We start from the raw sequence: 19,339 nt of genomic DNA, 5'->3' as shown, positions 1-19,339 counted from the left end.
CGCGGATGGCGAAGGCGGTCGCCGAGCACGGCCCCCTGTGCGTCGGCATCGACCCGCACCCCGGCCTGCTGGCGTCCTGGGGCCTCTCCCACGACGCCGCGGGGCTGGAGCGGTTCGCGCTGACGTGCGTGGAGGCGTTCGGCGGTCACGTGGCGCTGGTGAAGCCGCAGGCGGCCTTCTTCGAGGCGCACGGGTCACGGGGCGTGGCGGTGCTGGAACGCGTCGTGGCGGACCTCAGGGACAGCGGCACGCTGGTGCTGGTGGACGCCAAGCGCGGCGACATCGGCTCCACGATGGCCGCGTACGCCGCCGCCTACCTCACCGAGGGCTCGCCGCTGGCCGGCGACGCGGTCACCGCGTCGCCGTACCTCGGCTTCGGATCGCTCGATCCGGCCCTGGAAGCCGCCGCCGCGAGCGGTCGCGGAATATTCGTGCTCGCGTTGACTTCGAATCCCGAGGGCGCTTCCGTGCAGCGCGCCGTGGGCCCCGACGGGCGTTCGGTCGCGCAGTCGATCGCGGACTCCGCGGCCCGCGCGAACGCCGGTCTGGAACCGCTCGGCGACGTCGGGCTCGTGGTGGGCGCGACCGTCGGCGACCACGGGCTGGACCTCTCTGACCTGCACGGATACGTCCTCGCGCCGGGGTTCGGGGCGCAGGGCGCCACCGTCGCGGACCTGCGCTCGCTGTTCGGCGCGGACCTGCGCGGAGTGCTGCCGACGTCCTCCCGGGACGTGCTCAGGCACGGCCCGGAAGCCGCAAAGTTGCGGTCCGCGGCGGACGCCGTGCGGCGCTCCCTGGAGATGTGATCACGATCAAATCGCGACACGCTTCACGTGGTCCGCTCACCTGCGCAAACGGTCCCTGGTACGGTCCTGGCCACCGGCGGGTCCATCACCCATCGAGCGCATACCACACAGGGCGTGCGCAAGGCGTTACCGGTGGCGGTGATGGACCTGTTGGAGGGTGTTGGTACTACTACCACCCGCCGCAACCACTCCAGCGCTGAAAGATTCACCTGACTGGGACCCACGTTGTACCCAGGCAATTGCGCTCGGTACGGTCGCGGCACCGATCCAGAATTGAAATTCCCACACCACGGAGGAAATCGTGGCCCTTCCCCAGCTTACCGAGGAGCAGCGGGCCGCAGCGCTGGAGAAGGCTGCTGCCGCTCGTCGCGCTCGGGCTGAGCTCAAGGAGCGCCTCAAGCGTGGCGGCACGACCCTGACGGACGTGCTGAAGGCCGCTGAGAGCGACGAGGTCCTTGGCAAGATGAAGGTGTCCGCGCTGCTCGAGGCGCTTCCGGGCGTCGGCAAGGTGCGTGCGCAGCAGATCATGGAGCGCCTTGAGATCGCTCCGTCCCGTCGGCTGCGCGGCCTGGGTGAGCGGCAGCGCAAGGCGCTGCTCACCGAGTTCAGCGGCGAGTGAGTGATGGCACCGGGGTGGGGTCGGGCGTTCGCGCCCGGCCCCGCCTCACCGTTCTGTCCGGTCCGTCCGGCGTCGGCAAGTCCAGCGTGCTGGCCGAGCTGCGCCGGATGGAACCGGAGATCCACTTCAGCGTCTCGGTGACCACGCGGAAGCCGAGACCGGGCGAGGTCGACGGGGTGCACTACCACTTCGTCGACTCCGCCGAGTTCCGCGACATGGTCGCCAGGGGCGAGTTCCTGGAGCACGCCGAGTTCGCGGGCAACTGCTACGGCACCCCCAGAGCGCCGGTGGTCCGGGCCCTGGCGGCCGGCACGCCGTCCCTGCTGGAGATCGAGCTGCAGGGCGCCCGGCAGGTCCGGGTCGCGATGCCGGAGGCCCAGCTCGTCATGCTGGCCCCGCCGTCGTGGGAGGACCTGGTCGGTCGGCTGACCGGCCGCGGCACCGAGGACCCCGCCGTCGTCGCCCGCCGGTTGGAGATCGCCAAGGAGGAACTGGCGGCCGAGCCGGAGTTCGACGAGGTCGTGGTGAACGACGACGTGAAGTCCGCCGCCGCGAGCTTGCTAAACTTGGTGGTCGGCCCGGTGCCCGACGCGTGAGCACGCGCGTCGCGAGGCGCGGGACGACCCGCAGACCCACCCTTGAACCGCAGGAGCGTTGACGAGTGACCACGCACACCGAGCTGGGCCCGCTCTCGGGTACTCCGGAGGGCATCACCAACCCCCCGATCGACGACCTCCTGGAGCAGGTCAGCTCGAAGTACGCGCTGGTGATCTACGCCGCCAAGCGCGCGCGCCAGATCAACGACTACTACGCGCAGCTCGGTGAGGGCCTGCTCGAGTACGTCGGCCCGCTGGTCGAGCCGGGCCCGCGCGAGAAGCCGCTGTCGATCGCGCTCCGGGAGATCCACGCGGGTCTGCTCGAGCACACCGAGGGCGAGTGACCGAGGCCGTTGACGCCCCCGACCGCCCGAGGATCGTCCTCGGGGTGGGCGGGGGCATCGCCGCGTACAAGGCGTGCGAGGTGCTGCGCCGGCTCACCGAGTCCGGCCACGCCGTGCGCGTCGTGCCCACGGACGGCGCGCTGAAGTTCGTCGGCGCGGCCACGTTCGAGGCGTTGTCCGGTCAGCCCGTGCAGACCGGGGTGTTCGAGGACGTCCCCTCCGTGCCGCACGTGAAGCTGGGGCAGCACGCCGACCTGGTCGTCGTCGCGCCCGCCACGGCGAACCTGATCGCCAAGGCCGCCCACGGCCTGGCCGACGACCTGCTCACCAACACGCTGCTGACCGCGCGCTGCCCGGTCCTGCTCGTGCCGGCGATGCACACCGAGATGTGGGAGCACCCGGCGACGCGGGCCAACGTGGCGCTGCTGCGCTCGCGCGGCGTGATCGTCGCCGAGCCCGCCAGCGGCAGGCTGACCGGCAAGGACACCGGCAAGGGCAGGCTGCCCGAGCCCGCCGAGATCGTCGACCTGGCCCGGTTGCTGCTGGCGCGCCCCGACGCGCTGCCGCGCGACCTGGAAGGCGTGCACGTCGCCGTGTCGGCGGGCGGCACGCGCGAGCCGCTCGACCCGGTGCGCTTCCTGGGCAACCGCTCGTCCGGCCGGCAGGGCTACGCGCTGGCCAGGGTCGCGGCCCAGCGCGGCGCGCGGGTCACGCTGGTCGCCGCGCACACCGCGGACCTCGTCGCGCCCGCCGGGGTGGACGTCGTGCGCGTCGGCTCGGCGCTGGAGCTGCGTGACGCGATGCACACCGTCGCCGCCGAGGCGGACGTCGTGGTGATGGCCGCGGCCGTCGCCGACTTCCGGCCGGTCGACCTGGTCCAGCACAAGATCAAGAAGTCCGATCGCGACCCCGACCCGGTCGCGCTCACCCGCAACCCGGACATCCTGGCCGAGCTGGTCGCCGCGCGGCGCCCCGGCCAGGTCGTCGTGGGGTTCGCGGCCGAGACCGGGGACGCCGAGGCCGGCGTGCTCGAGTACGGTCGCGCGAAGCTCAAGCGCAAGGGCTGCGACTGGTTGGTGGTCAACGCCGTCGGCGACGGTCGCGCGTTCGAGGTCGAGGACAACGCCGGCTGGCTGCTGTCCGCCGACGGCGCGGAAACCCCGATCCCGCACGGCTCGAAAGCACGGCTGGCGTCCGCATTGTGGGACGCCGTCGCACCGACCGTCGAACGGTGACCGTCGCGCCCGAGCCGTCAGTAAGCTTTGAACCATTCGCAGATCGGACAGTTAGGGAGTGTCGTGAGCCAGCACAGCAGCAGGCTGTTCACCAGTGAGTCGGTGACCGAAGGGCACCCGGACAAGATCTGCGACGCCATCAGCGACTCGATCCTCGACGCGCTGCTGGCGAAGGACCCGCGTTCGCGCGTCGCCGTGGAGACGATGGTCACCACCGGCCAGGTGCACGTGGCGGGCGAGGTCACGACCGAGGCCTACGCCGACATCCCGTCGATCGTGCGGGACAAGATCGTCGAGATCGGCTACGACTCGTCGGCCAAGGGCTTCGACGGCTACTCGTGCGGCGTGAACGTGGCCATCGGCTCGCAGTCGCCCGACATCGCGCAGGGCGTGGACACCGCGTTCGAGAAGCGGGTCGAGGGCACCGAGGACGAGATCGCCAAGCAGGGCGCGGGCGACCAGGGCCTCATGTTCGGCTACGCCTGCACCGACACCCCCGAGCTGATGCCGCTGCCGATCGCGCTGGCGCACCGGCTGTCGCGCCGGCTGACCGCGGTCCGCAAGGACGGCACGGTGCCGTACCTGCGTCCCGACGGCAAGACCCAGGTCACCATCGAGTACGCGGGCGACCAGCCGGTCCGGTTGGACACCGTCGTGGTGTCCACGCAGCACGCGGACGGCATCGACCTGGAGAAGCTGCTCGGCGTCGACATCCGGCAGCACGTCGTGGCCCCCGAGGTCGAGGCGCTCGGCCTGGACACCACCGATGTCCGGCTGCTGGTCAACCCGACCGGCCGGTTCGTCATCGGCGGCCCGATGGGTGACGCCGGCCTGACCGGTCGCAAGATCATCGTCGACACGTACGGCGGCATGGCCCGCCACGGCGGCGGCGCGTTCTCCGGCAAGGACCCGTCGAAGGTGGACCGGTCCGCGGCGTACGCGATGCGCTGGGTGGCGAAGAACGCGGTGGCGGCCGGCCTGGCCACGCGCATCGAGGTCCAGGTGGCGTACGCCATCGGCAAGGCCGCTCCGGTGGGTCTGTTCGTGGAGACCTTCGGCACCGAGACGGTCGACCCGACCAAGATCCAGCAGGCGATCGGCGAGGTCTTCGACCTCCGCCCGGCCGCGATCATCCGCGACTTGGACCTGCTGCGCCCGATCTACGCCCCGACCGCCGCGTACGGCCACTTCGGCCGCACCGACGTCGACCTGCCGTGGGAGAACACGGACCGCGCCGACGCCCTCCGCGCCGCCGCGGGTGCGTGACGGCTCAACCCGACGTCTGGTCCGCGGCGAGGCCGTGGACCTCGACGGTGAAGCGCTGCCCGCGTCGCTGATCCGCGACCTGCTGACCGACGAACTCGATCAGCGGGGCCTGCGGATCAGCGGCGCGCGCATCACCGGGCAGTTGGACCTGTCGGACGTCGTGGTGTCGCGGCCGGTCGCGCTGGTGGACTGCACGACCGACGAGCCCGTGCTGCTGGACCGGGCGCGGTTGACGTCGCTCGACCTGAGCGGCCTCGTCGCGCCCGCCGTGTCCGCGCCGTGGCTGAAGCTGGACCACTACCTGCTGCTGCAACGCGCCCGGCTGGACGGCGGCGCCGCCGACTGGGCGCTCGACCTGGGCGAGGCGTCGATCGGCGGCCACGTCAGCCTGTCCCGGTCGCACCTGAAGTCCGAACGCGAGTACGCGGTGCACGGCGTCAAGCTGCGCACCGGCAGCCACCTCTACCTGTCCGAGGTCCAGGCGGTCGGCACGATCCGGCTGGACGGCGCGCGGCTGGGCGGCAACCTCCACTGCGGCGGCGCGCACCTGCGGTCACCGGGTGACTCGGCGCTGCTCGGCGTGGACCTGCAGGTGGACGACACGGTGCACCTCGGCGGTGGTTTCCGCGCGTCCACCGGGTCCGACCGGTACGCGGCCGTGCGCATCCGCGGCGCACGCATCGGCGGCCAACTGGTGCTGCGCGGCGGGGAGTGCGCCGGCGCCGTGGCGCTGGACGTGAAGCAGGTCAAGGTCGGCATGGAGGTGCTGCTGCCGCCGGACTGCGTGGACGGCCGGGTCGAGCTGGACGGCCTGACCTACGCGGGCGTGCCCCGTGACGCGACCGCGGACGAGTGGCTTGACCTGCTGGCCACGCGGACGCCGGTGTACGCCAGCCAGCCCTACGCCCAGCTCGCGTCGGCGCACCAGGCGGCGGGCAACGAGCGCGACGTGCGGCGGATCAGGGTCGCCCAGCAGCGCGACCTGCTGCGCCGGGGCCGGCTGAGCGGGTGGGGCCGGACGTGGCACCGGATCACCGGCGCGACGGTCGGGTACGGCTACCGGCCCGCCGTCGCACTGTTGTGGCTGCTCGGCACGCTGGCGGTCGGCGCGGTGCTGGTCGCCGGGGTCGCCGGACCGGCGGGGCTGGTGCGGTCGTGCTCGTCGGTCGACCAGGTCGGGCACGCGCTGAACACCGTGATGCCGCTGGCGAAGCCGGACGGCGTGCGCTGCCAGGTGGCGACCACCAGCGGTCTCGGCCGGGCCGTGGTGATCTCGACGTGGGTGTTGCAGGTGCTGGCGTGGGCTTTCGCCACCTTGTTCGTCGCGGGTTTCACGGGCTTGGTCCGCAAGACCTCCTGAGTTCACCGGCGGGCGTTAGACAGCAGCCATGTCGGTTACAGGTCGCACGCCGCTGCCGCCGTCGGTGCGCGAGGCGCTGGCCCGTGAGCCGCGGCCGGGCGGGTTGTCCGCCATCGAGCACGTCGTGCTGCTCATGGGGGAGGACCGGTCGTCCGACCACGTCGCCACGACGGCGCACCACGAGCCGGCGGACACGTTCACCGCGTGCGACGCCTACCACGGCCCGGCGCGCGGGCACGGCGGGTACGAGTGGGCGGGCTACGCCGAGCGCCTGCGGGACGCGGGCCTGTCGTGGCGCGCCTACCGGGAGTGCGACGAGTTCCGGGCCGCCGCGGTGGCGGGCCGGCTGCCGAGGGTGTCGTACCTCGTGGGCTCCGGCCACCCCGCCTACCAGGTGCTGGACGCGGTGGCGTCGGCGCCGGAGGTGTGGGACTCGACCGCGTTGTTCATCACCGGCGAGGCGGACGGCGGGCACTCCGACGACGTGCCGCCACCGTGCCCGCCGCGCGGTGTGGACGAGCCGCCGTTGGGCCCGCGCGTGCCGATGGTGGTGGTGTCACCGTGGACGGTCGGCGGGTACGTGGACTCGCAGGTGTTCGACGACTCGTCCATCGCCCGATTCCTGGAGCGGTGGCTGGGCGTGTCGGCGCCGGGCATCAGCGCGTGGCGGCGGACCGTGTGCGGCGACCTGACCTCGGCGTTCGACTTCACCCGGCGGGCACGGCGGCCGGTCGTGCCCCGGCCGGGTCCGGTGCGGCCGGCCCGTCCGCTGCCCTACCAGCCCGACGCGTCCGGGGTGGTGGTCGGCGGCGAGGTGCGGCTGGCGCTGCGGAACTCGGGTGACGAGAGCGTGCACCTGGCGCTGTTCCCGCACGCGGGGGAGTTCGAGGCCCCGGCGCACTTCGACGTGCGGTCTTCGGTGGACGTCACGGTGCCGTTCGACGGGCGGTACCGGTTCACCGTGGTCGGGCCGAACGGGTTCCGGCGCGAGTTCGCGGGGGCGCGGGGCGAGTCGGTGGCGGTGGAGTCGTCGACCCACGGGCACAGCCGCGTGCTGTCGATGACGTTGGCGAACTCGGGGACGTCCGACGTGACGTTCGCCGTGGTGGGCGACGGCCGCGACTTCAAGGTGGCGGTGCGGCCGGGGAGGCGGCGGCTGGTGCCGTGGCTGACCGCGTTCCGGCACGGCTGGTACGACGTGACGATCACCTCGGACGGCGGGTTCCACCGCAGGCTGGCGGGGCACCTGGAGAACGGGCGGGAGAGCGTGTCGCCGACGATCACCCGCTCGTGATCTTGCCTGTCTCGAACGTTTGTTCGATACTGGAGTCATGACGGAACGGTTCGCGGTCCGGCCCCGGGTTGCGGGCGCCCACCCCGGTCTCTGGTAGACCTCCACCCGTGGCGGGCAAGGCGACTACCAGGCGCGGCGAGCGGGTTCCCGCCGCCTCGCTGCCGGTCGCCCGGGTGTGCGTGGACGTGCCGTTGGCGCACCTCGACCGGCCGTTCGACTACCAGGTGTCGACCGAGCAGGACGCGGACGCCGTGCCCGGCTGCCGGGTGCGGGTGCGGTTCGCCGGCCAGCTGGTGGACGGCTACCTGCTGGAGCGGGCGGAGTCGTCGGAGTACGGGCGGCAGCTGACGTTCCTGGACCGGGTGATCTCGCCGGAGCCGGTGCTGTCGCCGGAGGTGGCGGAGCTGGCCCGGGCGATCGCGGACCGGTACGCCGGGTCGTTGATCGACGTGCTGCGGATGGCGATACCGCCCCGGCACGCGCGGGCGGAGGCCAAGCCGTCCGACGAGCCCGCGCCGGTGCCCGAGGCGCCGTCGGACGAGGGGTGGGCGCGCTACCCGTTCGGGCCGAACCTGCTGGACGCGCTGCGGTCCGGCCGGGCCGCGCGGGCGGTGTGGCAGGCGCTGCCCGCCGAGGACTGGCCCGCGAGGCTGGCCGAGGCGGCGGCGTCGGTGGCGAGCACGGGCAAGGGCGCGCTGGTGGTCGTGCCGGACCACCGCGACCTGGCCCGGCTCCAGCGGGCGTGCGCGGCGCTGGTCGGCGAGGCGGGCGTGGTGACGCTGTCGGCCGACCTCGGGCCGTCCGAGCGGTACAAGCGGTGGCTGGCCGTGCGGCGGGGCGCGGTGCGGGTGGTGCTCGGCACGCGGGGCGCGGCCTTCGCGCCCGTGCGCGACCTCGGGCTGGTGGCCGTCTGGGACGACGGCGACGACCTGCACGCCGAGCCGCGGATGCCCTACCCGAACGTGCGCGACGTGCTGGTGCAGCGCTCGCACCTGACCGGGGCGTCGCTGCTGGTCGGCGGCTTCGCCCGGACCGCCGAGGCGCAACTGCTGGTGGACAGCGGCTGGGCGCACGAGGTGGTCGCGGCCCGCGACACGCTGCGGGCCGTGGCGCCGCGCGTGGCGGCGGTGGGCGAGAGCGAGTGGCAGGAGGTGAAGGACGCGGCGGCCAGGTCGGCCAGGCTGCCGTCGATCGCCTTCGACGCGGCGCGGGCCGCGCTGGCCGCGGACACCCCGGTGCTCATCCAGGTGCCCCGGCGCGGGTACGTGCCCGCGCTGGCCTGCGGCCAGTGCCGGTCGCCCGCCCGGTGCCGCCGGTGCGCGGGCCCGTTGGCGCTGCCGGGCGGCACCCAGGACGGCGTGCCGAGGCCCGCCTACTGCCGGTGGTGCGGCGCGACGGAGGCGGCGTACCGCTGCCCGAACTGCGGTTCGCGCAGGCTGCGCGGCCAGGTCATCGGCGCCCGCCGCACGGCCGAGGAGTTGGGGCGCGCGTTCAGCGGCGTGCCGGTCCGCACGTCGGGCGGTGACGAGGTGCTGGCCGACGTGCCGGGCGGCCGGTCCCTGGTGGTGGCCACGCCGGGCGCGGAGCCGCTCGCCGAGGGCGGCTACGGCGCGGCCCTGCTGCTGGACGGCTGGGCGCTGCTCGGCCGGGCCGACCTGCGCGCGGCGGAGGAGACGCTGCGCCGGTGGATGACGGCGGCGGCCCTGGTCCATGAGGCCGGGCGGGTGGTCGTGGTCGCGGACTCGTCGCTGGCGCCGGTGCAGGCCCTGGTCCGGTGGGACCCGGTGTGGCACGCGCGGCAGGAGTTGGCGGCGCGGGCCGAGCTGGGTTTCCCGCCCGCCGTGCGGATGGCGACCGTGGACGGCGCGCCGGACGCGCTGGCCGGCGTCCTGGAGGAACTGCGCCTGCCGCCGACGGGGGAGGTGCTGGGCCCCGTGCCGCTGTCGGAGGACAAGGAACGCGCGCTCGTCCGGGTGTCCAGGACGGAGGGCCGCGCGCTGGCAACCCTGCTGGCCGAGGTGCTGGCCGTGCGCAGCGCCCGGAAGGAGCCCGACGTGGTGCGGGTGAAGCTCGACCCGCTCGAAGTCCTCTGACACCCACCCGACACGGCGACTTCCGGGTGGTACTGCTTTCCGCCGGGGTGGAGTAGAAGGGAACGATGCTCCGGTCGACTGTCGCCAGCGTCCTCGCATCACTCCTCGTCGTACCTCTCCTGCCCGCCGCCGCCTCCGCCGTCGCCGATCCACCACGCGTGCCCGAAGCGGTCGGCTTCGGCGGCGTGGTGTCCAGTGTCGACCCCGACGCCTCGCAGATCGGCGTCGACGTCCTGCGCCGCGGTGGCAACGCCGCCGACGCCGCGGTCGCCGTGGCCGCCGCGCTGGGCGTCACCGACCCGTTCTCGGCCGGTATCGGCGGTGGCGGGTTCTTCGTGCACTACGACGCCCGCACGCACCGTGTGTCCACAGTGGACGGCCGGGAGACCGCGCCGTCCTCCGCCGACGCGGACCTGTTCGTCGAGGACGGCGCCGCGATCCCGTTCGCCGAGGCCGTGACCAGCGGGTTGTCGGTGGGCGTCCCGGGCACGCCGCGCACCTGGCAGCAGGCGCTGCGGCAGTGGGGCACCTGGTCGCTCGACCAGACCGTGCGGCCCGCGGAGGAGCTGGCCCGGCGCGGGTTCACCGTCGACGCCACGTTCCACCGCCAGGTCACCGGCAACGCCGCCCGGTTCGCCGACTTCACCTCCACCAGCGCGCTGTACCTGCCGGGCGGCGCCGCGCCGGCGGTCGGCAGCACGTTCCGCAACCCCGACCTCGCCGACACCTACCGCGAGCTGCGGGAGGACGGCGTGTCGGCGTTCTACCGCGGCGAGGTCGGGCGCGACCTGGTGACGGCGGTCCGGCAGCCGCCCGTGGTGGCGGGCACCACCCGCAAGGTCAGGCCCGGCGACATGACGGCGGCGGACCTCGCCCGGTACGAGGCGCCGCTGCGCGAGCCGACCCGCGTCCGCTACCGCGGCTACGACGTGATCGGCATGGCGCCGCCGTCGTCCGGCGGCACGACCGCCGGCGAGGCGTTGAACATCCTGGAGACCACCGACCTGGCCGCGGCGGACCCGGTCCAGTACCTGCACCGGTTCCTGGAGGCGAGCAGGCTGTCGTTCGCCGACCGCAACCGCTGGGTCGGCGACCCGGCGTTCAGCGACGTGCCGACCCGGGAGCTGCTGTCGCAGCGGTTCGCGGACAGCCGGGCGTGCCTGATCTCGCCGACGGCGGCCATGACCGGCCCGGTCGCCCCGGGCGATCCGCGCAACCCGACGCCGTGCGCGACCAGCGGCGAGCCGGTCGCCACGCCGTACGAGGGCACGGACACCACGCACCTGACGGTCGCCGACCGCTGGGGCAACGTGGTCGCCTACACGCTGACCATCGAGCAGGAGGGCGGCAGCGGCATCGTGGTGCCCGGTCGCGGGTTCCTGCTCAACAACGAGCTGACCGACTTCTCGTTCACGCCGGTGACGCCGGGCGTGCCGGACCCGAACCTGCCCGGCCCCGGCAAGCGCCCCCGTTCGTCCATGACGCCGACGATCGTGCTGGAGCACGGCAAGCCGGTGCTGGCGCTGGGGTCGCCGGGCGGCGCGAGCATCATCACCACCGTCCTGCAGGTGCTGACCAGCCGGCTGGACCGCGGCACGCCGCTGGTGGAGGCCATCGCCGCGCCGCGGGCGTCCCAGCGCAACGCCGCCACCACCCAGGCCGAGACCGCGTTCCTGGCGGGCGCGGAGGCCGAGCCGCTGCGCGCGTTGGGGCACCGGTTCACGTCGACCAGCGAGATCGGCGCGGTCACGGCGGTCGAACGCCTGCCCGACGGGCGGTGGCGCGCGGCGGCGGAGACGTCCCGGCGTGGCGGTGGCGCGGCTCGGGCGGTGTGGCCCACGGGGTGACGTGGTGCCTGGCCTGCGTGGTCACGCGGTGAGGTCCCGCGCTGTGACGCGGCGTGGCCTGCGCGGTCACGTGGTGAGGTCGGCGCTGTGACGTGGCGTGGCCCGTGAGGTGACGTGTGTGGCCCACCCGGTCGGTTGGACGGGTGGGCCATCCGCGGTTCAGTCGAGCGTGACGGTCTCGATCGGCTGGTTGTCGTGGTCGAGCACGCGGACCCGGAAGCCCTCGGCGACGGTGTTCGAGGTGAGCGGCGGCTGGTCGGGCAGGCGGGCGGCGAACGTGCCGTCCCGCAGGACCGCCGACACCGTCCGGCCCTGCCTGTCGGTGATCTCGACGCCACCCACCCGCGCCGCGTCGACCGTGCCGGCCAGCACCACGTGCGCGGCGTCCAGCCCCGGAGACCGGCGTTGCGGCCTGTCGTGCGCCACGGTCGTGTGCGTGAATTCGCAGAACCGGCCGTTCCGCGTCACGAGGATCCGGCGGCCGGCCAGGCCCAGGGTGAACCGCACGTCGCCGCCGCCGAACCCGCAGCGCTCCGCTTCGCCACCGGTCGCGCCGGGCGTGAGACTGGTGACGGGCGAATCGCCGGGGGACGACGACACCGCGGTCGACTGCGCGGTCGACGGCGGCGTGACGGCGTCCGGGTCGCCCTGGGTGGACTGGGCGACGATCGTGCCACCCGCGGCGAGGACCACGACGGCTGCCGCGGCGGCCAGCGGCGCACGTGCGGCCCCACCGCTCGGGACGCCGCCGCTCGGGACCCGGCCGGCCGGAAGCCGGCGGCCCAGGACCCGGCGGCGCAACCGTTTCCGCACGTCAGGCGGCAGGGAACGCCGTGGCGGCAGGTCCGGCAACATCATCTCCGGCTGGCTCATCGCTCCTCCACCGCACGCAGTCGGGCACGGGCCCGCGAGATCCGCGACCGCACGCTCACCTCGGCGACCCCGAGCACCTCGGCGGCCTCGGCCGTGGACAGCTCGCCCAGCAGGACCAGCTCCACGGCCTCCCGTTCGGCCTTGGGCAAGGACGCCACCACCTCCAGCACCCGGCGTAACGCGCGGTCGTCGTCCACGGAGGCGATGACCCGCTCGGCGTGGTCGGGCACCACCTCCTGGCGGCGCGCCCGCAGCAACGCCCGCCGGAACCGGCCGAGACGGCGGAACCCGGTGCGCGCCAGGTTGCCCGCCACGGTGTACAGCCAGGGCAGGGCGCTGTCGCGGACCAGCGTGATGTCGGACCGGCGCCGCCACGCGGCCAGGAAGGTGGCGGAGGTCAGGTCCTCGGCGAGCGACCACGACGCCGTCAGCCGGTGGGCGTGGTTCCACACCGCCTCGGCGTGCCGGTCGAACAGCGCGCCGAACGCCGCCTGGTCGCCGCGCGCCCACAGCTCCGCGTCGGTGTCTGGCCCCCGTGCTGCCCCCTGCCGGCCCGATGTCGCAGCAGTCATGCCGGTAGGTAGCCGCAGCTACCCCCGGCGTGTAGCCGACCTCATTCCCCGGGATGAGGCCCACCCGCTACTCCGAGCGGACGCGCGCCGACGTCGCCGGGGCGCACGGTGGAAGCACGCGAGGAGCACGCGAGGAGCTGAGGAGCCGACATGACCACGATGACCATGACAGCCACGCCGAGCGCGGTCACCCACCTGACCACCAACGCGGTGAAGCCGGTGGTCACGACGGCGGCCCGGTTCGTCGGGCACTTCCTGGCCGCGCTGGTCGGCGTCACGTTCCTCGGCCGTGACCTGGAGCACTGAGCGGGCTTTCGTAGACTGGAACCTCCCAGGCTTCGAGGAGTGCGCGTGACCGTCCAACCGATCCGGCTGTTCGGCGACCCGGTGCTGCGGACGCCCGCCGTCGAGGTCACCGACTTCGACGCGGAGCTGCGCAAGCTGGTCAAGGACCTGTGGGACACGATGAGCGAGGCGGGCGGCGCCGGGTTGGCCGCGCCGCAGCTGGGCGTCGGCCTGCGGGTGTTCACCTACCACTGCGACGGTTTCGCCGGACACCTGGTCAACCCGACGTTCGAGGTGGTCGGCGAGGAGGAGCAGGACGGCCCGGAGGGCTGCCTGTCGATCCCCGGCATGTCGTGGGACTGCCGCCGGCACCGCCACGTCGTGGCCAAGGGCTGGAACATGCACGGCGAGCCGATCGAGGTCGAGGGCACGGACCTGCTGGCCCGCTGCATCCAGCACGAGACCGACCACCTGGACGGCGTGCTGTTCCTCGACCGGCTGGACGACCAGACCCGCAAGGAGGCCATGCGGGCGATCCGGCAGCAGTCGTGGTTCGACGGCGGCGTGCCGACGATCAAGCAGTCGCCCCACCCGTTGTTTGGGGTTTGATCGCCGCTTCAGCGCGCACGGCGGGCGCGGTCGCCTCTTGGTGCGACCGCGCGGGCGAGCTGGGTCCGGGGCGCTCTTCTAGACTTGCCGTCTGCGGTGTCGCAGAAGATGCGAGGAGAGTGCGTGTTCGTCCAGGGAACCATGCTGTGCCGTCCGAGTCCCGACGTGCGTTGCGGAGGGGTCTGACATGCGGCTGGTCTTCGCGGGCACGCCCGAGGTCGCGCTGCCGTCGTTGCGGGCGCTGCTGGAGTCCGACCGGCACGAGGTGGTGGCCGTGGTGACCCGGCCCGACGCGCCGGCCGGTCGCGGTCGCCGGGTGGAGCGCTCCCCGGTCGCGGCGCTGGCCGACGAACGCGGCATCGAGGTGCTGGCGCCGGCCAAGGCGGGCGACCCGGTGTTCCAGGCGCGGTTGAAGGAGCTGGAGCCGGACCTGTGCCCGGTGGTGGCCTACGGCGCGCTGCTGCCCGAGTCGGCCCTCGCGATCCCTCGCCACGGTTGGGTGAACCTGCACTTCTCCGTGCTGCCCGCCTGGCGTGGCGCGGCGCCCGTGCAGGCGTCCGTGCGGCACGGCGACGACATCACCGGCGCGACCACGTTCCGCATCGTCAAGGAGCTGGACGCCGGCCCGGTGTTCGGCGTGGTGACCGAGCGGGTCCGCGACCGGGACACGGCCGGTGACCTGCTCGGCAGGCTCGCCGAGTCGGGCGCGCGGCTGCTGCTGTCCACTGTGGACGGCATCGCGGACGGCACGCTGCGGCCGGTGGCGCAGCCCGAGGAGGGCGTGAGCTACGCGCCGAAGGTGTCCGTGGACGACGCGCGGCTCGACTTCGGCACGCCCGCCGCCGCGATCGACCGGGTGGCCCGCGCGGTGACGCCGGACCCCGGCGCGTGGGCGGAATTCCGCGGTGAACGGCTCAAGCTCGGCCCGGTGCTCCCGGTCGAGGCGGCGGAACCGCTCGCGCCCGGTGAGCTGCGGGTGGAGCGCAAGCGCGTGCTCGTCGGCACGGCCACCGACCCGGTGGCGCTGGGCGACGTGCAGGCGCAAGGCAAGAAGCGGATGTCGGCGACCGACTGGGCGCGCGGCGCCCGGATCGAGGCGGGGGAACGGATTTCATGACCCAGAGGTCTTCGCGTCCATCCCGCCCGCAGCGGGCGCACCCACCACGTGGGCGCAGCGGTCCGGCCCGGCCACCGGTGGAGGACCCGGCGCGGCAGGCCGCGTTGGACACGTTGCGCGCCGTCCGGCAGCGTGACGCCTACGCGAACCTGGTGCTCCCGGGCATCCTGCGGGAACGGAAGATCACCGGGCGTGACGCCGCCCTGGCGACCGAGCTGACCTACGGGTCGCTGCGCGCGCAGGGACTGCTGGACGCGGTGCTGGCGGCGTGCACCGACCGACCGTTGTCCGAAGTGGACGGTGCGGTGCTCGACGCGTTGCGGCTGGGCGTCTACCAGCTGCTGCGCACGCGCATCCCGGCGCACGCGGCGGTCGCCTCGACGGTGGACCTGGTGCGCGCCGACCGCGGCTCGGGCGCGGCCGGGTTCGCGAACGCGGTGCTGCGGCGGGTGACCGGGCAGGACGAGGCCGCCTGGGTCGAGGAGGTCGCGCCCGACGAGGACACCGACCCGATCGGGTACGTGGCCATGGCCAACGCGCACCCCCGGTGGATCGCGCAAGCGTTCGCGGAGGCGCTCGGCAGCCGCGGCGAGCCGTTGCGGGAGGCGTTGGCCGCCGACGACATGCGGCCGGCGGTGCACCTGGCGGCCAGGCCCGGCGAGTGCAGCGCGGAGGAACTGGCCGCGATGACCGGCGGCGAGGTCGCGCCGTACTCGCCGTACGGGGTGCACCTGGACGCGGGTTCCGGTGACCCGGGCGATCTGGACGCGGTGCGCGAGCGGTTGGCGGCGGTGCAGGACGAGGGCAGCCAGCTGTGCGCGGTGGCGTTGACGCGGGTGCCGGTCGAGGGCCGTGACGAGCGGTGGCTGGACCTGTGCGCGGGGCCGGGCGGGAAGGCCGTGCTGCTGGGGTCGCTGGCCCGGATGTCGGGCGCGTCGATGGACGCGGTCGAGAAGGCGCCGCACCGGGCGGACCTGATCCGGAAGGCGGCCGGCGACCTGCCGATCACGGTGCACGTGGCCGACGGTCGGGAGTCCGGGCTGGAGGAGGGCGGGTTCGATCGGGTGCTGGTGGACGCGCCGTGCACGGGGTTGGGCGCGTTGCGGCGGCGGCCCGAGGCGCGGTGGCGGCGGCAGCCGTCGGACGTCGCGCCGTTGGCGCGGTTGCAGCGCGAGCTGTTGACGGCGGCGTTGTCGCTGGTCAGGCCGGGCGGTGTGGTGGCGTACGTGGTGTGCACGCCGCACTTGTCGGAGACGGTGGGCGTGGTGGCCGACGTGGCGCGCCGGACCGAGGCGGAGTGGTTGGACGCGCGGGAGTTCTTCCCGGACGTGCCGGACCTGGGCGACGGGCCGCAGGTGCAGTTGTGGCCGCACAAGCACGGGACGGACGCGATGTTCTGCGCGATGCTGCGGCGGCCGGTGTGAGTGGTGGTCTTGGTTAGGCGGGTTGATCCGCTGAGCGGTGGTTTCGCTGAGTGGTGCGGCTGAGCGGTGGTCGCCGCCAGGTGGTGCCGCTGAGCGGTGGGGTGATTCGGTGAGCGGGATTCGGTGAATGGTGGTCCGGTGGGCGGCGGTCCGGTGAGCGGCGCATTGAGCGGTGCGGCGGTGCTCGGGGTGGTCGCGTCAGCGGCCGGTGGGGTCGAGCGGTGGTTCGTCGACGGGCTCGCTCGGCCCCTGGCGGCGCGGGGGTGGCGGTTGGCCATCACGTTCACCCCCGCCGTGGCCCGGTGGCTGGAGCCGGAGCTGGGCGCGCTCGGTGCGGTGACCGACCTGCCGGTGCGGTGGACGTCCCGGTTGCCGTCCGAGCCCAAGCCGCACCCGGTGCCGGACGCGTTCGCGTTCGCGCCGGCGACCGCGAACTCGCTGGCCAAGCTCGCGCTGGGGATCGCCGACAACCAGGCGCTCACGGTGCTGTGCGAGGCGTTGGGCCGCCGCACGCCCATGGTCGTGCTGCCGCAGGTGTCCGAGGACCAGGCGGCGCACCCCGCGTTCGAGGGGCACCTGGCCGTGCTGCGTGCCGCCGGAGTGGTGCTCGCGACCGATCCCGAGTCGGTGGTGCGTGAACTGGATCGGGTGGCCGGCGTTCGTCGCATTAGGTGAAAACGTCGGTAACGGCGGAAGTGGCTGAATTGACAGCCAGTCGAGACGCGTAGCAGTCTGGATTGTGTCGAAATTGTACGGCCGGGATCGTGAATGGGCTTCGGTTCTCCGCTTCCTGTCCGCGCCTGGTGGCCTGCTGGCCATCGACGGCCCGCCGTGCTCCGGAAAGACGTCCCTGCTGCGTGAGGCGGTCGCCGCCGCCCGCGAGCGGGGTTACGCCGTCGTGCCCGTTCCGGGCGGCGGGTTGGCGGCGTCGGCCGATGTGGCGACAGCCCTCGAACGGGTGAAAAATGATCATCGGCGGTTGCTGGTCGTGATCGACCAGGCGCACGAGGACCCGGCGGCGCTGCTGGACCTGGTGGAGTCGGTGGCGGCGGGGAGCGGGCGTCCGCGGGTGTCGGTGTTGGTGGGGTTGTGCGGCGAGTTCGCCGACGTGCGGGACGCGCTGCGCCGGCACGGAGAGGTGCTCCGGCTCGCACCGCTCGACGACGACGCGGTCGAGCGGATGGTCACCGACCTGGTGGACGCGGCGCCCCACCCGGACCTGGCGTCCTTCACGGCGGGCGCGGGCGGCAACCCCCGGCTGGTCGCCGAACTCGTGGAGGGGTTGCGGGAGGAAGGCCGGCTCGAAGTGCGCGACGGCGTGGCCCGGCCCCGTGGTGGGTGGCTGCCGCGCCGGGTCGGGGCCGTGGTGCGCGGTCAGGTCGACGCGATGTCGGCCAAGGCCACCCAGGTGCTGCGGGTCGCGGCCGTGATCGGCAGGTCGTTCCTGCTCCAGGACGTCGCCGCGATGATGAACGAGACCACGGGCGCGTTGCTGCTCGCGGTGGACGAGGTGCTGGCCTCCGGGCTGGTGGTGTGCGTCGACGAGCGGCTGGAGTTCGGGTCCGACCTGGTGTGGCGGGCGGTGGTCGACTCGATGCCCGGGTCGGTGCGGCACGCCCTGCGGCACGACGCGGAGGTGCTGCGCACGAGGTCGGCCGAGGTGGGTGGCGCCGCGGCGGCCGCCGAGACGCTGGGCGAGGAGCAGGGCGCGGTCGCGGTGAGCGAGGTGCGGTCGTTGGCCGCGAACGGCAAGCTCGGCTCCGCCATCGCGCTGGCGCGGGAGAGCCTGGTCGGCGGTGTGCCCGCCGGCGCGGCCGCGGAGCTGCACGTCGTGCTGGCGGGGATCCTGCTGGCGGACGGCCGGCCCGCCGACGCGGTGTCCGCGATGGAGCAGGTGGTGACCACGCCGGGTGTGCGCGAGCCGTTGCGGCGGCTGGCGGCTGCCGGGCGGTTGCTGTCGCTGTACTTCGCCACGGGGAGCCGGTCGGGCGCGCACGCGTTGTCGGTGTTGACCACGCGGGACCGGGAGCCGGCGGACGCGGACGTGGTGATGGCGGCGACGGTCCACTCGTGCCTGGAGTGGAACGCCGGGAGGCTCGCCGAGGGCATGTACTGGGGCCGTGAGTCGACCCGCTGGGAACTCGACCGGCCCACGGCGTGGTGGCAGTCGCAGTCGGCGGTGTCGTACGCGTTGAAGTTGTCGGCGTTGGGCGAGTTCGACCAGGCCGAGAAGTTGGTGCGGGACGGGGTGGTGTGCGACGACGAGGCCGTGACGGCCGGCGCGCCGACCGCCCGGACGATCGCGCGGGCGAGGGTGCTGGTCCAGGCCGGGAAGCTGGGCCAGGCGCTGGCGGCGGCGCGGCGCGGGCTGTCGACCGCGCGGGACCGCGGCCTGCGCATCCTGGTGCCGCTGGCGTCGACCGTGCTGGCGACGGTGGCGTTGCACCAGGGCGAGACCGCGGCGGCGGCCGAGCACGTGCGCCGGTACCGGGCGGACCTGGCGGCGGGCGAGGCGGTGCTGCACTCGGGGCAGTACGACTGGGTGGAGCTGCTGCTGGCGTACGCCCAGGGCGGGCCGCGGCGGGCGGCCGAGCTGGCGCGGGAGCGGATGGGGGATGTCGACGGGGCCCGGCGGATGCTGATCGAGGAGCCGGGTGCCGCGCCGTGGTTGGTGCGGCAGGCCTCGGCGGCGGGTGACAGCGGGTTGGCGGGGGACGTGGTGGAGGTGGCCGAGCGGTTGGCGGCCGAGAACCCGGGGTTCGGGGCGGTGTCGGTGGCCGCCGGGCACGCGCGGGCGTTGGTGGACCGGGACGCGGCGCGGTTGTTGGAGGTGGCGGAGCGGCATCGGCACCCGTGGGCGCGGGCGAACGCGAACGAGGACCTCGCGGCGGTGCTGGTCGAGGCCGGTGAGGTGGGGAGGGCCGCGGAGCACACGACGGTGGCGACGCGGATTTTTGAGCGGATGGGGGCGGAGGGGGAGTTGGCTCGGTTACGTGGGG

Annotated in this window: 17 protein-coding genes and 1 pseudogene; 16 read left to right on the top strand and 2 right to left on the bottom strand. The window is 74.0% G+C overall.

Annotated features, from left to right (window positions below; all coding sequences use genetic code 11):
* Positions 1-5 precede the first annotated feature (5 nt).
* From pyrF to ggt, 10 genes are all read left to right on the top strand, one after another.
* On the top strand, positions 6-806 hold the full coding sequence (gene pyrF / locus ADK67_RS39105; protein ID WP_053721744.1) for an orotidine-5'-phosphate decarboxylase: 801 nt from the start codon (positions 6-8) through the stop codon (positions 804-806).
* Positions 807-1,107: 301 nt separating this feature from the next.
* Positions 1,108-1,425 (top strand): integration host factor, actinobacterial type, encoded by a 318-nt coding sequence (gene mihF, locus ADK67_RS39100; protein ID WP_033427832.1) that lies wholly within the window; start codon positions 1,108-1,110, stop codon positions 1,423-1,425.
* Positions 1,422-2,021, top strand: a complete 600-nt coding sequence (gene gmk / locus ADK67_RS39095) for a guanylate kinase (protein ID WP_053721632.1) — start codon at positions 1,422-1,424, stop codon at positions 2,019-2,021. The genes mihF and gmk overlap by 4 nt, the downstream gene beginning before the upstream one ends.
* Before the next feature lie 65 nt (positions 2,022-2,086).
* Positions 2,087-2,365, top strand: a complete 279-nt coding sequence (gene rpoZ, locus ADK67_RS39090; RefSeq protein ID WP_053721631.1) for a DNA-directed RNA polymerase subunit omega — start codon at positions 2,087-2,089, stop codon at positions 2,363-2,365.
* Positions 2,362-3,600 (top strand): bifunctional phosphopantothenoylcysteine decarboxylase/phosphopantothenate--cysteine ligase CoaBC, encoded by a 1,239-nt coding sequence (coaBC, locus tag ADK67_RS39085; RefSeq protein WP_053721630.1) that lies wholly within the window; start codon positions 2,362-2,364, stop codon positions 3,598-3,600. Before rpoZ ends, coaBC begins: the two co-directional genes overlap by 4 nt.
* Before the next feature lie 63 nt (positions 3,601-3,663).
* Entirely contained in the window at positions 3,664-4,866 is a 1,203-nt protein-coding gene (gene metK / locus ADK67_RS39080) for a methionine adenosyltransferase (RefSeq protein ID WP_053721629.1), read from the top strand.
* A gap of 34 nt (positions 4,867-4,900) precedes the next feature.
* A complete protein-coding gene (locus tag ADK67_RS39075; RefSeq protein ID WP_053721628.1) occupies positions 4,901-6,226 on the top strand; it encodes a hypothetical protein in 1,326 nt (441 codons plus the stop codon).
* A gap of 28 nt (positions 6,227-6,254) precedes the next feature.
* Positions 6,255-7,520, top strand: a complete 1,266-nt coding sequence (locus ADK67_RS39070) for a phospholipase domain-containing protein (protein WP_082404474.1) — start codon at positions 6,255-6,257, stop codon at positions 7,518-7,520.
* 107 nt (positions 7,521-7,627) lie between these two features.
* Complete coding sequence (locus ADK67_RS39065; protein ID WP_053721626.1) at positions 7,628-9,613, top strand: primosomal protein N'; 1,986 nt, start codon at positions 7,628-7,630, stop codon at positions 9,611-9,613.
* A 65-nt stretch (positions 9,614-9,678) separates the two neighbouring features.
* Positions 9,679-11,460: a gamma-glutamyltransferase gene (gene ggt, locus ADK67_RS39060; RefSeq protein WP_053721625.1), complete on the top strand. Its 1,782-nt coding sequence runs from the start codon at positions 9,679-9,681 to the stop codon at positions 11,458-11,460.
* A 159-nt stretch (positions 11,461-11,619) separates the two neighbouring features.
* Here ggt and ADK67_RS39055 read toward each other — a convergent pair whose 3' ends face one another.
* On the bottom strand, positions 11,620-12,333 hold the full coding sequence (locus ADK67_RS39055; protein ID WP_053721624.1) for a hypothetical protein: 714 nt from the start codon (positions 12,331-12,333) through the stop codon (positions 11,620-11,622).
* The gene (locus ADK67_RS39050; RefSeq protein ID WP_053721623.1) at positions 12,330-12,905 is read right to left on the bottom strand and encodes an RNA polymerase sigma factor; all 576 of its coding nucleotides are present in this window, start codon (positions 12,903-12,905) and stop codon (positions 12,330-12,332) included. Before ADK67_RS39050 ends, ADK67_RS39055 begins: the two co-directional genes overlap by 4 nt.
* 150 nt (positions 12,906-13,055) lie before the next feature.
* Between ADK67_RS39050 and ADK67_RS51670 the strand changes: the two genes are divergently transcribed.
* From ADK67_RS51670 to ADK67_RS39025, 6 genes and pseudogenes are all read left to right on the top strand, one after another.
* A complete protein-coding gene (locus ADK67_RS51670) occupies positions 13,056-13,211 on the top strand; it encodes a hypothetical protein (protein ID WP_157621373.1) in 156 nt (51 codons plus the stop codon).
* 45 nt (positions 13,212-13,256) lie between these two features.
* Positions 13,257-13,799 (top strand): peptide deformylase, encoded by a 543-nt coding sequence (gene def, locus ADK67_RS39045; RefSeq protein WP_053721622.1) that lies wholly within the window; start codon positions 13,257-13,259, stop codon positions 13,797-13,799.
* 187 nt (positions 13,800-13,986) lie between these two features.
* On the top strand, positions 13,987-14,916 hold the full coding sequence (gene fmt, locus ADK67_RS39040; protein ID WP_053721621.1) for a methionyl-tRNA formyltransferase: 930 nt from the start codon (positions 13,987-13,989) through the stop codon (positions 14,914-14,916).
* The gene (locus ADK67_RS39035; RefSeq protein WP_082404472.1) at positions 14,913-16,340 is read left to right on the top strand and encodes an RsmB/NOP family class I SAM-dependent RNA methyltransferase; all 1,428 of its coding nucleotides are present in this window, start codon (positions 14,913-14,915) and stop codon (positions 16,338-16,340) included. The genes fmt and ADK67_RS39035 overlap by 4 nt, the downstream gene beginning before the upstream one ends.
* Positions 16,341-16,478: 138 nt before the next feature.
* A complete protein-coding gene (locus tag ADK67_RS39030) occupies positions 16,479-17,015 on the top strand; it encodes a flavoprotein (protein WP_231648573.1) in 537 nt (178 codons plus the stop codon).
* A 64-nt stretch (positions 17,016-17,079) separates the two neighbouring features.
* Positions 17,080-19,339 (top strand): annotated as a pseudogene (locus tag ADK67_RS39025) (hypothetical protein); the annotation flags it as partial.

This window comes from Saccharothrix sp. NRRL B-16348 (assembly GCF_001280085.1).
Classification (GTDB): domain Bacteria; phylum Actinomycetota; class Actinomycetes; order Mycobacteriales; family Pseudonocardiaceae; genus Actinosynnema.
Note: the sequence above shows the minus strand (reverse complement) of the source record. Positions and strands in the feature narration are given on the sequence as shown.